Genomic DNA, 16,970 nt, shown 5'->3' with positions numbered 1-16,970 from the left:
ATATTATTGTTTAATAATTATGTGAAATGACTTTAAGCATTATTAAAGTTAATTTTAGAAGATTTTGCGCATTCATACAGATAGAATTATGTTAATACAAGTTTATCTAAGATTTTAAGAACTATTAATTACATATATAATATATTATATTAATCTACTAACGGTTTTAAGATAATACGACCATATAAACTAATTATATTAAGAACTAAATTAATTAACTTTAGCATAGTGATGTACCAATGTAATATAACTATGCAATTGAAAATTATTTACAATTTTCCCCTTATGAAATTATAGTGATACTAATAGTATAATACAATTCATAAAATTTTCCAAGCAATTATTTTTCAATTGCGAATATTATTTATACATTTTATGTTTTTTTAGTTTTTTTAAATAAAATTTTTTTGATTTTTGTTAATATAAATAGCAAAACAGGAATAACACCTTGCATTATAATAAAGGGAACAATGACAATATACTTCACTTCATATTTTAACTTAACTAAACTATCCCATAATATATATGATAAAATGACCAATAATAATCCAATTGGTATAGATAATAATTCAAACTTTTTAAATTTTAACCATTGACCTATAGCTAGAGTTGCACAATAATGATATATCACTATCTTTATATATACACCAGCTATCCACATAAACATTATAATAGAATCTAATCTTTCAACAAACCCTACACTAACATATCTTGCTAATGATAAATAAGGATATGTTAAATGTTTTGTGTTTGCTCCAAAAGTTGCAACAATACTTAAATTAATTAATGCTCCAAGTAAACCAATTATTAATATACTAATAAATGATAATTTTCTTACCTTCTCCGGTCGATTAATATATGGCATAAATATAGCAAGAACAAAGACTTCTGTGAACCACAAAAGATTTCTATAGCCTCCTATTATAACAGGCTGAATTCCATTGTCTAGAATTGGAAATATATTAGTAAAATCCATATCTTTTAAAGAATATAGTATAATAGCCAAAATTGATATCATAAAAATGGGGAATATTATCTGGTTGACCCTTACAATAACTTCTAATCCTTTATAAACACCATAAATTGATGGTAAAATAATACTAATAATAAAGAAAAGTATAGGTGTCTCAATCATAAATGCTCCTGCTAATAGCTCAGCAAATTCTCTTATAATAAAAGCATTAATATATATAAAATAACAGCAATAAAGAAATCCTAATATTTTGCTAGGAACTTTACCAATAATATCTGTACTATATTCAATAATCGTTTTACTTTTATACATGGTTCCCAAATCTATAATTGCATATGCAACTAATAGTCCAAACAATGTAGTTATAAGTACTGAAATCCATCCATCTTGTCTAGCTTCTTTATAAGTTATTGTAGGTAAATACAATATTGCTGTTGGTGCAATAGTCATAAATATAATTCCAACTACACATTTATATGATATTTTTCCATCTTCTAACATTAGTCTACATTCCTTTACTTTTTGAACTGTTTGAAATAAGACCTGTTCTTTTAATTTCCATATCTACATTAATTTCAACAGGTATTGATAAAAATATATCATCCCAATTATCTCTCATTTCTTCCCATAATTTAGGTGCTTTTTTATAAATAGCTTCTCCAAATCCAAAAATGTCAGTATTGAACTCTTTACCTTTTTTTATACTGTCTTCCATTTTATGAGCAATTACTGATTCTGTAGCTTCTTCTATCTCATTAATTATTTTAGTTTTTCTTAGATCCACATGTTCATTTGATCGAGCTATTTTACCTTGAGCTGATACATTTAATACGATTTTTTTCAAAGTATTATTGATAATTACTGGTTTTACTTTTGTTCTAGAACGTAAAGTTTCTATTATAACAAAATCAGATTTCTCACCTGGATAATTGACTTTAGTTATGCAGTTATATATTTCATCTAATATCCAGAGCAATCCTCTAGTTTCATTCTGGTTAAACCATCCTACAAGTTTGTTTTCTTTAAATATACCTGTGTCTGTTAATTCTAAACTACTTATATTTTCAGTAGTTTTAATAGTATGAATACCCGGTACAAAACAACTGTTAAAATCTTTAGACCTCATCAAAAAATATTTATGCAAATCAACCTTTGCACTTTTGCCTTGATTATGAGAACTGTCAATCATATCTTTAATATTATAGGCTTGTACAACTTCCAAATCAATTGTCTCAGCCATTAGAATATCCTTTGCCTCACCTTTTGCAACCAGAATAAGTGTTCTCTGTCTAATTTCGTTATCTCTTTCTAATATATCCAGAATAGGTGTTATTCCTTTTTTTGCTAATTCTTCACCAATTACAATAACACTTATATGTGACCAATACCCTTTTCTACCTGTTTGAAGAAGATAATTTCTATTTGCATCAATAAGAGAATTTCCTATTACTTCTACAATTTGAGTAGGTTTTTCCTTACCTCTTTTTCCAGATTGAGAATCTATTTTCATTTCTCTGTGAAGTATAACCTGCATTGATAATAATATTTGATCATTATCAGTATTATCAATACCAATACCTGATAAAATAGAAATTTCATCTAATTCTTTTTTACTCCAACATCCAGATAATAACGATATCTGTAATATGATACATAATATTAAAATCACTTTATTTCTCATTATGAACGAATCTCCTCTTAATCTTTTCTATAACAATCAAAATAGTAGGAATACCAGCTTGAACCATAGTATTATAAGGAACATTTATCAATTTAATAATTTCTTTTAATTCAGTTAAACTTCCCCATAAAATATTAGATAGTATAATAAATATTACCCCTACAGGGACAGAAAGAATACGATAATCTTTAATTTCAAATAATTGGCTTACTGCTATTACAGAACAATAATGTAAGATAACAATTTTAATAAATACTCCACCTATCCATAAGAACAGGATTATTGAATCTAACCTCTCTATGAATCCTATGGCACTTATATATCTTGCATATGATAAAACTGGATAATTCATTAATTCCACTTCTTCTCCAAAAGTAGCCACAATACTAATATTAACTAATATAATCATTATACTTACAATTATTATAGCTATATATGTCATCTTACCAATTTTCTTTGGAAGGTTAGTAAAGGGGGTAATAATTGTCAATATGATTGTCTGACTAAACCAGCTTATTTGTCTAGAAGCACCCTTCAAAACAGGTTCATACCCTTCTGCTAGAATTGGTTGTAACCTACTAAAATTCATATCCCTTATACCCAATAAAATAATTATTATAACTGCTCCTAAGAATATTGGAAAAATAATTTGAGCCGTTCTAGCTATTACTTCTATACCTTTATAGACTCCATACATTGATGGTAACATTATACCTATTGTAAAAAATAATAACGGGGTTTCTGGCATAAATGGACCAGCAAGCACTTCAGAAAATTCTCTAATAACTGTTGCATTAAGATGAATATATAAAACACAATATAAAAAGCTAATCACCTTACCACAATATTTACCAACTATTTCTTCACTATATTGAATGATTGTTTTACCTTCAAACATCTTATTAAGGCTAATAATAATATAAGCTACTAAAAAAGCATATATGGTTACTATTAAAATACTAATCCAACCATCTTGTTTAGCTTCTTTGTAAGTTATTGTAGGAAGATATAAAATAGCTGTAGGTGATATAGTCAAAACTATAATACTAATCAGTTGCTTATATGAAATTTTCCCTTGTTCAATCATTATATTCTCCACCTTAAAATATTCTATTTGCTTTTATTAATAAGTTTATTAGTTGAAGACTTGTTGGTATTCTTACTAATAACTTCTGATCTTGAATTCATCATCCATAATGGTTCACGGATTAAAGTATCTTTCATATCTTTGTTATTTCTGGGTCCCATAGGTGACATATATGGAGCACCAAAGGATCTTATGCTTACAAGGTGAAGTAATAAAAAAATAGTACCTATTAACATTCCAAAAAGCCCTCCTGCTGCACCCAATATCATAAATGCAAATCTTAGGATCGTTATAGAATCATTAAGAGAGTATATTACAAATGTTGCAATGCCTGTTAAAGCAGTAATCATAACCGCTGGATTACTAACAAATCCTGCTCCCACTGCTGCCTCACCCAAAACAAGTGCACCAACTATACTCAAAGCTTGCCCAATATGCCTGGGCATCCTTACTCCTGCTTCCTTTAATACTTCAAACAAAATTGACATGATTAATATTTCTATAAATGCTGGAAAAGGAACTCCTTCTTTAGTTGCTGCCATTGTAATAAAAAGATGTGTGGGAAGCATTTCCTGATTATATGTCTGAGCAGATATATAAAAACCTGGAAGAAATACTACAATAATAATTGATAATACTCTAATTAATCTAGTAAAAGTTGCATACCATGGTCTTGTATAATAATCTTCACTTGTTTGTATATTTTCAAGAAACAAGAAGGGTAATGTTAAAACAATTGGAGAACCATCCACTAATATTACTATTCGGCCTTCTAATAATTTACCCGCAGCCTGATCTGGTTTTTCTGTATTTCCAATGGTTGGAAACAAGCTAAAAGGTTCATCCTCAATTAATTGCTCTATATAACCTGAATCCAATATACCATCTATATCTATTTTACTAATTCTGTTTTTTACTTCATTAACTATTTTATCATTTGCAATTCCTTTTATATAGGCAATAACTATATCTGTCTTAGTATATTGACCACAATTAATTTTATCAAATATTAGTCTTGGTGTCTTAATTCTTCTTCTTATAAGAGCTGTATTTGTTAATAAAGTCTCTGTAAATCCTTCCCTTGGTCCCCTAACAACAGATCCAATTATTGGTTGATTTACTCCTCTATCTTTCCAATCCCTAGTATCCATCTTGAACGCAGTATTATATCCTTCAATCAACATAACTGATTCACCAGATAAGATACCATCAAAAAGATCATTCATACTATCGATAGTTTTGATGTCTACCATAGTTATTACGCTTTTTTCTATATATTCCATAAAATCTTCTTTCAATTTTATCTCTATATGCATTACTCTTTTAAGCAAATCATAGTCTAATAGTCGTTGATTAACCAATCCATTAATTGATATAACTACAGCTGGAATAGTTATTTTACAACCTATATTCAATTCGCGATATATAATATCATGGCTATTACCAAATTGCTTTTTAATATACTTTAGATTACTTTGTAAATCGGTTGATATCTTTTTTTTAGTATCATTACTGTTATCATTACTATTACTTTTAAATTTAGTTTTGTTCTCACTTCTATTGACTAGTTTTTTTATATATTTATTCATAACTTTCATCCTTATCATTTTATATACCTATTATTTGGAAAATCATGATAAATATTCTCTAAGTATCAAACCACAAAAAAACCTTGAGTTAGTAAAAAACTCAAGGTTTATCTTCATAATATATCTTTTATTCAAATTTTGGTCTGCTTTTATCATAAACATAATCTATATCAAATAAATCTTCTAAATATTTAGGTCCAAAATGCATCTTATAACCATCTAAATTACATCTATCCATAATTATAAAATCATCTGCGTATCTTAGAGTAGCACCTCTTCCCCCTACACCCCAAAATACTTCAAACCCATATTTTTGCAGTTCTTTAAAGCGCTCATCATCTTTTTTAACAGATGCTCCATATGGATAAATAAAAAGATTAGTCTTTCCTATTATTGGAATAACCTCATCATTCCATTGTTTTGTATCTTTTTTAACCCTAGTAATACCTTTATCTTGAAAATTGATATGTCCATAACTATGTGATGCTATTCTCCAACCAGTTTCTTTCAATCTATCTGCAATAGCCTTAGCAGTTTTAAAATCTTCTTCAAAAGTTGGTGAATCAAATAAATCTGTCCTGTAACCCATTATACCTTCATATCCAGTAAAAGCTACAACTCCTTTTGCACCTCTATAAGAAAAGTCTGGGTGTTCTTCAACAAAAACATCTGTTATCGGAACACAATCATTATCCCTCGCAACAAGTTCTCCTCCATCTGGTAACTTAGTGAAAGTTGCAACATTACCATCTTTATCTAAAACAAGTCTATCTGCAAAACCATCCTTTTCCATGTATTTATAATAATTCAAATCATCCAATGATAAAATAATTGGTTTTTTCCCTTTTGGCAAATATAAATCTTTTTTCTTGATAACTGATTTATCATCAGCATATTCTGTTTCATATAACATATTAATATCTATTAATATATAGTCTCTTTCATACATCTGTTCTAACATTTTCTTGTACTCAGAAACTGTCGTCATCCAATAATTATAACCTTTTTGCATAAAATCTCCATCGAATGCTAATTCAGGAAATACTATCAGTGAGTGAAAAAATATATTTCTTACTTCACCTTCATACAGTACAAGTTCATCTTTTTTTGTGTTGTATTCATTTAATTTTTCATTTACTGATGAATCATCTTTTGAATAGGGTGCAATCTCTTCTAGTTTAGCAATAGCTTCATCATAATAATACCCTAGTGCTAATACTTCAGCTTCATTAATATATGTACTCATAATCTCATTTTTCTTCTCTACTGCTTCATTATAATTTTCCTCATCTTCTGCAATTACATTACTTAAGAATTTGTAACTTTCCACCCACTGTTCTTGTAGATACTTTTCTTTACCTAAAGCATAATTATTCTTAGAATCATTAATACTGTTCATCCTATCTGATAATTCACTTATAGCATCGGTTATTTTATCTTCTTTAATATTTTGATAGAAATCATTACAATCTTTGTAGGATGATTCACCCTTGCTGAATGCTTCAACTAACGACTTGTATTCTACATCATAGTTCATTGCTTCTACTTTATTATTCTTACAGGACACACTAATACCCACAGTTAGAATAACTAAACTAACTAAAAAAAACTGTTTCTTCATATACTTCCCTCCAGAATAAGGATTAAAGTCCTTATAAAATATTACTTGATGACACTAATTGCTCCCGATTAACTAATTATTCTTATTAAAGCTCATTATAAAAGACTTACTTGATTAGATCAATAAGCCTTAATAATTGTATGAGCAAGCCGATGAGCCGAGTTCTGTCATGAATGGTCATCTATCTCGACTTACTGTCACCAGTAAGCTCTAGCAACCTACCCAAGAGCGTGACGGGTCACCACTATATGCTCTTCTATGCGGTTTTGCTCCAGATGGGGTTTACATATGCCCCTTTTGTCGCCAAAAGGGCGGTAAGCTCTTACCTTACCTTTCCATCCTTACCAAGTAAAAATTGGCGGTTTATTTCTGTTGCACTATCCTTGGAGTCGCCTCCACCAGACGTTATCTGGCATCCTACCCTATGGAGCTCGGACTTTCCTCACATACAGCCTTTCGGCATTAGTATGCGCGACCATTTGGCTTACTCACTCAGTAAGTTATTATATCCTTATCCATTTTGTTTGTCAAATGGCATTTTTTATAAATATATTTAATTACATAAATGCTTAATTTTTTCGTAATATGTTGTTAATAACTATCTATACGAGTTTTATCGAAAAAATAAACGTTAAACAGGTTTCATTTTCTCTTTAATTGATTTATAATATGTATAGTATTTAATACCAATTAAAATTAATTAAATTTTAATTACATGTTAAACTAATAATAATAATAATTTTTTATAATATTATTAAAATCAAATATCATGTCAATTTAAGGAAATCTATTTTTCCTGATAAAAGGAAAAGCGAAGATATTCCTATGCTGAAAATAGAACTTTCCTAAAGTATAAAAAAGGAGGTATAGCATGGTTATTAGAGATAATGATATTGAATATATTCTAAAAAAGATGAATATAAGTTATGCTGACGCAGAAAAAGCTCTTATAAAATCTAAGGGTGATTTGAACAAGGCTTTGAAATATTTGAATAAGAAGAAAAACTCATTTTGTCGAAGAACAACCAGTAAGATAAAAGATATTATCCTAGATATTTTTAAATATAAATTAATTATTACTAGAAAAAATGAAACTTTGATTAATTTGCCTGTTGTATTGATATTATTTGTTTTATTCTTTTTTCGCATGAGATATATTTATCTAACTTTAGTTGACTTTTTATTTGTATTATTAATTATTATTTTAACAGATTGTAAAGTTGTCATTCAAAAGAAAAATGAATACTCGCAAGCTGATAATTTAATAAAACCAACTAATACTCCAAAAGAAACAGACGATATAATCTCTACATTAGAGGTAACTGAAGATGATGATTATAACGAAGTAAATATAGAAAATTAAGAGGTGGTATAAATGGCTAATAAGATCTTAATAGTTGAAGATGAATCTAAGATAGCTAGATTTCTCGAACTTGAATTAAAATACGAAGGTTATGAAGTAGATATAGCATGTAACGGAAGAGAAGGTCTTGATAAAGGTTTAAAATCCGACATTGATCTAATTATACTTGATCTGATGTTACCAGTATTAAGCGGAATAGAAGTTTGCAGAAGAATAAGACAAACCTCTAACGTCCCTATAATTATGCTTACAGCTAAAGATGATGTTTCTGATAAAGTAATGGGACTTGATATGGGTGCTGATGATTATATAACAAAACCATTTGCTATTGAAGAACTTTTAGCACGAATGCGTGTAGCACTTAAAAGAAAAGTAATCAATAAGATGACAGATGATTCAGTATTAATATTCAAGAATCTGACTCTTAATAAAAGACAACGTCAAGTTAAAGTAAATGATGATGAAGTTATTCTGACTAAAAAAGAATTTGAACTACTTGTCTATCTATTAGAAAACCGTAACATAGTTCTTAGCAGAGAAAATATTTTAGAAAAAGTTTGGGGTTTTGAATACTATGGTGATACGAATATTATTGACGTATATATACGATATCTTAGGGGTAAGATTGACCAAAAATATAGTATGGACATGATTCATACGGTAAGAGGGGTAGGATATTTAATAAAAGATGATGAATAAATTTCTAGTTTTCTTAAAAAAACTGCTGATTAATATATTAATTCTACCTTATACTATATTGAAATTTATAAACAATATATTTAATAATAATATTAGAAAAGTTAAGTTCTCTATTAAAAGGAAAATAACGTTTAATTATATTATGTTGTATTTAATTAGTTGTATTTTTACGTTACTAATTGTGATTAGTGGATATCTATATTTGGAACATAAAATTTTTATACCTAAGAAAATAAATGTTGATGAAAGCTTATTAAAAGAATGTACAACTGACTTGGAAATAAAAGATACAATTAGAAAAATAGCTGTTTATAGAGATTCAGATATTATTATTGCAGAACTGGATGATAATATAGTCTATGCAAGCGATGATAACTTATTTGGTATACCTTATCCTGAGACAAAAATCCAGTTTTTTGAATTCATAAAAGAAAATAAGAAATTACCATACAAGGATATAATTTCCTTGAACAATAAGTTCCATAAGATATTTTATTATTTCAATGTCAGCTCATTTACTAATAGAACAAAAATTTTAGCCCTTCTGGTAGGTGCAGGTGAACTGTTCGGTCTATTTATCATTTGGTTATTTGGTTCTCATAAAAGTAAAAAAGTCTTAAAACCTATATATACTATGACAACAATGGCTAAGGATATAACTATATATAACATGGATGCCAGATTAAATATCAGCGAAGCCAAATATGAATTAAAAGATTTGGCATATACATTGAACAAAATGCTTGATAGCCTCAAAACAGATTATACTAAACAAAAAAGATTCGTTTCGGATGTATCCCATGAACTAAGAACTCCGATTTCAATAATTGATGGTTATGCCAGCATGTTACAAAGATGGGGTAAAAAAGATGAAGAAGTTCTTAATGAGTCAATTGAAGCTATTAAAAATGAAGCTGAAAACATGAAAGATCTAGTAGAAAATTTACTGTTTCTTGCCAGACATGATAATCAGACTCTAGAATACAATATAGAAAATTTCTATATAAATGAGCTATTGAATGAAGTCATAAAAGAAACTGGAATTATTGACAAAAAGCACATAATTGAACATACAATAACTCCAAACGTATTAATTAGCGGTGATAAAAATAGATTAAAACAAGCTATTAGAATTTTTGTGGATAATGCAATCAAATATACTCCACCATCCGGAAAAATTATCATAAAATCTTATAAAGCAGATGCAGGTATAAGTATTAGTATTAAAGATACAGGTATCGGAATCAGCCGTGAAGATTTAGGTAATATTTTTAACCGTTTTTATCGTTCAGATAAATCAAGGACTAGACAGACAGGTGGTCATGGTCTAGGATTATCCATTGCCAAAATCATTGTTTTAGGACACAAAGGTAAAATAAAAGTACGAAGCAAGCTTGGAATCGGAACTGAAATAATCATTACAATACCAACATCCATTCCAAATTAAATATAAATTCAAAGGGTTGTCGAATATTCGACAACCCTTATTTCTATCTAAAACAACTTCCACCAACAAATTCCCTAATCAAAGAATTTCTAGGAATTTTTTCACTACTAACACCTAAGAAATAATCTAAGAACTTGATTAGCCTTTTTGCTTCAATATATTCTGGTTTATCTTTTGATATACTGAACAACAATGGCTCTGCATACTGTTTTAATACTGCCAGCTCATAAACTAAAGCAGAATTAAACATCACATCTGCTTTTTCTTGATATGGAAAGATATATAACTCCTCACCTTTTCTAACTGATGGCCACATAGCTATGGTTTTCTCAGCGTTGGTTCCTCTATAAGTGTTATCTCTAATAATCCTTCTTAGCAATCTTGCATCTGTAGTCGGTATCCTATTATGATTATCAACATTCAGTTGAGTAAGAGCACTAATATATATTTTGAACATATTATCTCTTGGAATCCCCATTGATAATTTATCATTAAGACAGTGAATACCTTCAACTACTAACAAGTCATTCTTCTCTAGTTGCAGAACTCTGCCATTATACTCTCTTTTACCAACTTTGAAATTAAATTCTGGCATTTCAACTGGTTGACCATTCAGCAGGTTCATCATATCTGTATTAAACTGCTTTATGTCTAAGGCTTCCAAACACTCAAAATCATAATTACCATTTTTGTCTCTAGGTGTATCTTCTCTATTAACAAAATAATTATCAACTGATATAGGATGAGGTTTTAATCCATTAGCTCTTAATTGAATTGATAATCTATGAGCAAATGTTGTTTTACCTGATGATGATGGTCCAGCAATGAATATTATTTTCTTTTTGTCTATATCTTTCATAATTGTATCAGCAATAGCTGCTATCTTTTTCTCTTGTAATGCTTCTGCTATTAAAATAAGTTCATTAATCTTACCTTCTGATATTTTATTATTGAGTGCTCCTACTGTTTCTACATCCATTATTTCTCCCCAGTCAGAGGATTCTTTCAAGGTCTTAAATAATTTTTGCTGGTTATGGAATGGTGCAATATCCGTAGGCTTATTTCTACTTTGGAATTGTAGAATAAAACCATCTTCATATTTTAGTAAATCGTAATTATTAAGATATCCTGTACTTGGAACCATATATCCATAAAAATAATCTTCGAAATCTTCTATTTTATATAAATTAACATTTGATACTCGTCTATAGTTGAATAATCTTACTTTATCCTCCATAAAATTTTCATCAAATATTTTTATTGCCTTGTTAAGACTGACTGTTCTTTTCAAGAAAGGAACATCTTTTTTAACCAATTCATCCATTCTGTTTTTAACTTTAACTAATAATTCTTCTGTTACTTCATGATCTTTTAACTCACAATAGAATCCACGACTTAGAGAATGATGTATTATTACTTTTGCAGATGGACCTCTTCCTAAGATATCATAAATTGATTTTATCATCAAAAATGATACGCTTCTAAGATATGTCCTGTAACCATCTCTACTTGTTAAATCTAAGAATTCTAGTTTGCAATCTACATTTATATGACTACGTAATTCTTTTAATTTATTATTTGTCAATGCTAATACTATAGGTGCCTTAAATTCTTTTTGATACTTTTTACTGAGTTCTAGTAATGAAATACCCTTTTCTACATGTCTTTTTCTACCGTCTGGTAATATTATTTCCACTAAGTTTCTCATGTTAGTACCCCCTTCGTAATTTTAATTATTTGCCTCATTTTAGTTATACTATTTTATGATAAAAGGATCTTTATTAATCTTGCTGGTAATGATTTGTAGTTGTTCACCAAAACATTTTTTAATGTACTGCTCAAACATAGGCAGTACAATGTTTTCGGTACCAAAGTGTCCAGCATCTATTAGAGCCATTCCTTTTTCTTGATAATCCATTGCATCATGATATTTTATATCACCTGTTATATAGACATCTGCACCGTTTTTATATGCAGTCTCTGCAAATTCCATAGAACTGCCAGGACTCACAGCCACTTTCTTGATTCTTTTATCCAAATTACCTATTACTCTAACCCTCTCCAGATTAAGTTTATCTTTTACATAATGACTCAATTCTTCTAAAGTCATTTCTTCTAGGTAACCGATCCTACCTGTACCACATAAATCTAGTACATCAAAGTTATTGTTAGGTTCTAGAATATCACTATCATTCAATTTTAATTTGTCAGCTAATAAAACTGATAATCCCTCACTAGCTGAATCAAGATTAGTGTGAGCTGAATATACACAGATATCATTCTTAATCAATTTAATAAGCTTTCTGCCAATAACAGTTGAAGTGTTTATATGTTTAACACCTTTAAAAATAATTGGATGATGAGTTAATATCATATCTACTTCATTTGAAATTGCTTCGTCGACAACATCTTTCGTTGCATCTAAAGATATCAATATTTTTTCAACCCTCATATTACTGTCACCAACTAACAAGCCAACATTATCCCAGCTTTCAGCTAATTTGGGTGGTGCTAATTCTTTCATTTTGCTAATTATTTCAATACATTTTACAGACATCCTAACACCTCTTCTAAAATGTTCAATTCTGATAGTATCTCTTTTTTTCTTGCTATTGCATTCTCTGTATTTTGTCTATTAAGAATTTCTAACACTTGTGTATACTTACTTTTCTCTACTTGTAGCTTTTCTTTAAGTAAAGGTACTTTCTCTTCAATTAATATTTTACCATATTTATAGCCTATAGTATCATATTTTTTTTCTTTTCCTTTCTCAGCGCATATTATGTTATAATATTTTCCTTCATCTTTGATTAATTTTTCTTTAGTTATTGTGAAATAGAGTTCATGTACTTTTTTTCTGATACACTGGGTATCGGAATGTGGTGACAATATTAATTTATGAACACTACATACTATATTAGAACCATCATCTAAAATTCTTTCTATAAGTGTTCCACCCATTCCTGCAATTATAATAGTATCCACTTCATTTTCGTTTATTTCTTTTAACCCATCAGATAATCTAGTCTCGACATAGTTTTCTACATTATATTCTTTAATATTCTTTTTAGCCTTTTCTAAGGGTCCTTTATTTATATCTAGTGCTATGGCATGCTTTATTCTGTGTTGTTTTGCCAAATAAATGGGTATGTATCCATGGTCTGTGCCTACATCTCCTATGACTGAATTATTATCTACCATATCACTAATAGCTTTTAATCTATTTGATATTTCCATAGTGCCTCCTTATGGACTGTGCCTAACAGTCGCGGAGATAGTATAGGGAAATATTCCGTCAGTCGATTAAACGTCCATGTTTAAACGACTGAGTTCGCCGTCCTTGGCTCACTGCTCCATATTCCCCTATACTATCTCCACTCGGTATTTTTCATATAGCTTTTGTATTTGTGTATTGTACTTTTCTGTACCCTATATTTCATGTAGTTTTCTTTTAGTAGGAAATATTATAAAAATCACCACTAAAGTACAGGATATCTTATACTTTATGTGGTGAATGGAATTACTCTAGATAATCTTTTAATTTTCGGCTTCTGCTTGGATGTCTTAGTTTCCTTAGTGCTTTTGCTTCTATCTGTCTTATTCTCTCTCTTGTAACGTTGAACACTTTTCCTACTTCTTCAAGAGTTCTTGCTCTTCCATCATCAAGACCGAATCTTAGTCTCAGAACTCTTTGTTCTCTATCCGTTAATGTATCAAGTACATCTACTAACTGCTCCTTTAAAAGAGTAAATGCAGCGGCATCTGCTGGTATAGGAACATTTTCATCTTGAATGAAGTCACCAAGATGACTATCTTCTTCTTCACCTATAGGTGTTTCCAAGGAAACTGGTTCTTGAGATATTTTTAATATTTCTCTTACCTTATCTACAGGCATATCTAATTCTTCAGCAATTTCCTCTGGAGCAGGCTCTCTTCCTAATTCTTGCAATAATTGTCTTGATACTCTTATTAGCTTATTAATTGTTTCAACCATATGCACAGGAATTCTTATTGTTCTTGCTTGGTCAGCTATAGCTCTTGTTATAGCTTGTCTAATCCACCATGTTGCATAAGTACTAAATTTATAACCTTTTCTATAATCAAATTTCTCAACAGCTTTAATAAGTCCAAGATTACCTTCTTGAATAAGATCAAGGAATAACATACCACGTCCAACATAACGTTTAGCAATACTTACAACCAGCCTTAAGTTAGCTTCAGCTAATTTTTTCTTAGCTTCTTGATCTCCATTTTCCATTCTCATGGCCAAATCTACTTCTTCTTCTGCTGATAATAATGGTACCTTACCGATTTCTTTTAGATACATTCTTACAGGGTCATCAATATTAAGTCCCTCAGGTAAAGATAAATCCAATTCTTTGACTGGTTCATCATCTTCTTCAATTAATCCTAATACATCAATACCTGCTTTTTCTAAGATATCATATACTATTTCAATTTTATCAGCATCATTTACTAATTCACCAAAATGGGCTTCTATCTCTTTATATTCAAGAACATTCTTCTTTTTTTTGGCCAAATCAATTAAGGCTTTCATTTTTTCCTCAAACTTACTTAAATTTTCTTCATTCGCCATAACGCAGGATCCATCCTTTCCTTGTGTTTACTAGTCTAACCATCCTTAAGAGAAATATGCAATCCTTGTAATTCTCTTTTTGCTAAAATAAGTTTTTGTAGTTCATTTGTGTTATTTATAATACGCGAATTAGCATCAATATTAGCAGCTTTTATTAGTTTGACATTTTCATTTATTATTTTTTCTAATTGGAGTTTATTCTCAAACAATATCTTCTTATTGAAGATTCCAGCTACTTTCTTTTGGTCCTCTAATTCCATAAACTTATTAATAATAACTGCATATTCCACTTTTTTGCTATTTTCATAGGCTTCGTAAACTTCCTTGGCAACCTTTCTATAAAACTCATCAAGAAACTCTGTCACCTTTAAATATTTTTTTACTATTTTATAGATATCATAATTATTAGCAACTAATGTTAATATACTCTTTTGTGCCAATATTATACCATCTTCCGAATTCTTGTTTTTTTGGCTATTTATTTTTTTTATTTCTTGCCTAGAGGATACAATCCCCGTATTTTTACCAGTCTCTACAACTAATTTTTCTAATAGTTGTTTTTTGGTATTATATATTTTAGCTATTGCTTCTAGATAATTATCTCTTTCTATTTCACTATCTAGTTCTAAAAGTTTTGTAGCAACTTGTTTATGAAACTTTGTTCTGTTATCTGGATCTTCTAAATTGAATTTATTTCCTAATTCTTCAATTTCAAACATAAAGCCTGATGTAGCATTATTAATTAAATTTATAAATGCTTCACTTCCCTTATTTTTTATGAATTCATCAGGATCTTTATAATCTTTTATTCTCAGTACTCTTACTGATAACCCTTTTGATTTTAGTATTGGAATAGCTCTAAGTGCAGCTTTTATTCCAGCTGTATCACTATCATATGATATTACAACATTATCTGTATACCTCTTAATCAATGCAGCCTGTTCAATAGTAAACGCCGTTCCCAAGGAAGCTACTACATTAGTGATACCAGCTTGATATAATGAAATAACATCCATATATCCTTCAACAATAATGATATTTTCTTTCCTTGAAGACCGAGCTAAATTAAGACCATATAGATTACGTCTTTTATCAAACAACTTTGTTTCGGGAGAATTGAGATATTTTGGATTGAAGTCACCTAATACACGACCTCCGAACCCTATAATTCTATTATGTACATCAAATATAGGAAACATAACACGATTCCAAAAACGATCAAAATATTCTCCTGGAGTTTTTTTCTCTGGAATAACCAAACCTGATTCATTAAGCACTCTTTCATCATATTTTTCACTAAGATATCTATATAAATCATTTCTAAAAATATTAGAATAACCTAATCCAAATTTTTTAAGTGTTTCTTCACTGATTCCTCTTTTTTGCAGGTATTCCAAAGCATATTTACCTTTTTCGGATTTCAATTGATAGTAAAAATATCTAGCAGCTGTTTTATTAACCTCTACTAGTTGATGTTTAAAATCCATCCGTTTCTTAACTTCATCAGAAACTTCCACTGTTGGTAAAGTAATATGAACTCTATCAGCTAAGAATTTTACAGCTTCTACAAATGAAAAATTCTCATATTCCATGACAAATGTATAAACATTGCCTCCAACGCCACAGCCAAAACAATAATACATCTGTTTATCACTGCTAACAGAAAATGATGGAGTCTTTTCATTATGAAACGGACATAACCCAAAATAGGTACTACCCTTTTTATTTAATTGTACATACGATGATATGACATCTACAATATCATTTTGTATTCTTATTTCTTCAATTAATTCTTCTGGATAATACATATAGAATTAAAACTCCATTTCCTTAATTGTAATATCTTATTAATATTGTATTGTATTTTGCACACCCTATTATTTTTCGACATACTTTTTAAGATTCCTTTAATT

General features: G+C 29.2%; 13 protein-coding genes and 1 other RNA gene. 3 read left to right on the top strand and 11 right to left on the bottom strand.

Annotated elements, in window-relative coordinates; all coding sequences use genetic code 11:
- Nucleotides 1-373: 373 nt before the first annotated feature.
- The 6 genes from AACQ14_RS09825 to rnpB form a co-directional block, all read right to left on the bottom strand.
- Complete coding sequence (locus AACQ14_RS09825) at nt 374-1,474, bottom strand: GerAB/ArcD/ProY family transporter (RefSeq protein ID WP_339363404.1); 1,101 nt, start codon at nt 1,472-1,474, stop codon at nt 374-376.
- A gap of 4 nt (nt 1,475-1,478) precedes the next feature.
- The gene (locus AACQ14_RS09820; RefSeq protein WP_339363403.1) at nt 1,479-2,654 is read right to left on the bottom strand and encodes a Ger(x)C family spore germination protein; all 1,176 of its coding nucleotides are present in this window, start codon (nt 2,652-2,654) and stop codon (nt 1,479-1,481) included.
- Nucleotides 2,644-3,741, bottom strand: coding sequence for a GerAB/ArcD/ProY family transporter (locus AACQ14_RS09815; RefSeq protein WP_339363402.1), 1,098 nt, complete (start codon nt 3,739-3,741; stop codon nt 2,644-2,646). Before AACQ14_RS09815 ends, AACQ14_RS09820 begins: the two co-directional genes overlap by 11 nt.
- 23 nt (nt 3,742-3,764) lie before the next feature.
- Nucleotides 3,765-5,330, bottom strand: coding sequence for a spore germination protein (locus AACQ14_RS09810; RefSeq protein ID WP_339363401.1), 1,566 nt, complete (start codon nt 5,328-5,330; stop codon nt 3,765-3,767).
- A gap of 127 nt (nt 5,331-5,457) precedes the next feature.
- Nucleotides 5,458-6,951 (bottom strand): polysaccharide deacetylase family protein, encoded by a 1,494-nt coding sequence (locus AACQ14_RS09805; protein ID WP_339363400.1) that lies wholly within the window; start codon nt 6,949-6,951, stop codon nt 5,458-5,460.
- A gap of 137 nt (nt 6,952-7,088) precedes the next feature.
- An RNA gene (rnpB, locus tag AACQ14_RS09800) (RNase P RNA component class A) lies at nt 7,089-7,442 on the bottom strand.
- Between the two features lie 380 nt (nt 7,443-7,822).
- Between rnpB and AACQ14_RS09795 the strand changes: the two genes are divergently transcribed.
- The 3 genes from AACQ14_RS09795 to AACQ14_RS09785 all read left to right on the top strand — a co-directional run bounded on the left by AACQ14_RS09795 (nt 7,823) and on the right by AACQ14_RS09785 (nt 10,460).
- Nucleotides 7,823-8,314, top strand: coding sequence for a hypothetical protein (locus AACQ14_RS09795; protein ID WP_339363399.1), 492 nt, complete (start codon nt 7,823-7,825; stop codon nt 8,312-8,314).
- A 12-nt stretch (nt 8,315-8,326) separates the two neighbouring features.
- On the top strand, nt 8,327-9,013 hold the full coding sequence (locus AACQ14_RS09790; protein WP_339363398.1) for a response regulator transcription factor: 687 nt from the start codon (nt 8,327-8,329) through the stop codon (nt 9,011-9,013).
- Between the two features lie 202 nt (nt 9,014-9,215).
- On the top strand, nt 9,216-10,460 hold the full coding sequence (locus AACQ14_RS09785; protein ID WP_339363397.1) for a sensor histidine kinase: 1,245 nt from the start codon (nt 9,216-9,218) through the stop codon (nt 10,458-10,460).
- Nucleotides 10,461-10,503: 43 nt separating this feature from the next.
- Here AACQ14_RS09785 and AACQ14_RS09780 read toward each other — a convergent pair whose 3' ends face one another.
- The 5 genes from AACQ14_RS09780 to dnaG all read right to left on the bottom strand — a co-directional run bounded on the left by AACQ14_RS09780 (nt 10,504) and on the right by dnaG (nt 16,865).
- Complete coding sequence (locus tag AACQ14_RS09780; protein ID WP_339363396.1) at nt 10,504-12,168, bottom strand: nucleoside kinase; 1,665 nt, start codon at nt 12,166-12,168, stop codon at nt 10,504-10,506.
- Nucleotides 12,169-12,216: 48 nt separating this feature from the next.
- Complete coding sequence (locus tag AACQ14_RS09775; protein ID WP_339363395.1) at nt 12,217-13,017, bottom strand: Nif3-like dinuclear metal center hexameric protein; 801 nt, start codon at nt 13,015-13,017, stop codon at nt 12,217-12,219.
- Nucleotides 13,008-13,697, bottom strand: coding sequence for a tRNA (adenine(22)-N(1))-methyltransferase (locus tag AACQ14_RS09770; RefSeq protein ID WP_339363394.1), 690 nt, complete (start codon nt 13,695-13,697; stop codon nt 13,008-13,010). Before AACQ14_RS09770 ends, AACQ14_RS09775 begins: the two co-directional genes overlap by 10 nt.
- 283 nt (nt 13,698-13,980) lie before the next feature.
- A complete protein-coding gene (gene rpoD, locus AACQ14_RS09765; protein WP_339363393.1) occupies nt 13,981-15,057 on the bottom strand; it encodes an RNA polymerase sigma factor RpoD in 1,077 nt (358 codons plus the stop codon).
- 35 nt (nt 15,058-15,092) lie between these two features.
- A complete protein-coding gene (gene dnaG, locus AACQ14_RS09760; RefSeq protein WP_339363392.1) occupies nt 15,093-16,865 on the bottom strand; it encodes a DNA primase in 1,773 nt (590 codons plus the stop codon).
- Nucleotides 16,866-16,970: the final 105 nt, after the last annotated feature.

The organism is Vallitalea maricola (assembly GCF_036985595.1).
In the GTDB taxonomy this organism is placed as follows: Bacteria; Bacillota; Clostridia; order Lachnospirales; family Vallitaleaceae; genus Vallitalea; species Vallitalea maricola.
This window is presented reverse-complemented; position numbering and strand designations above follow the sequence as displayed.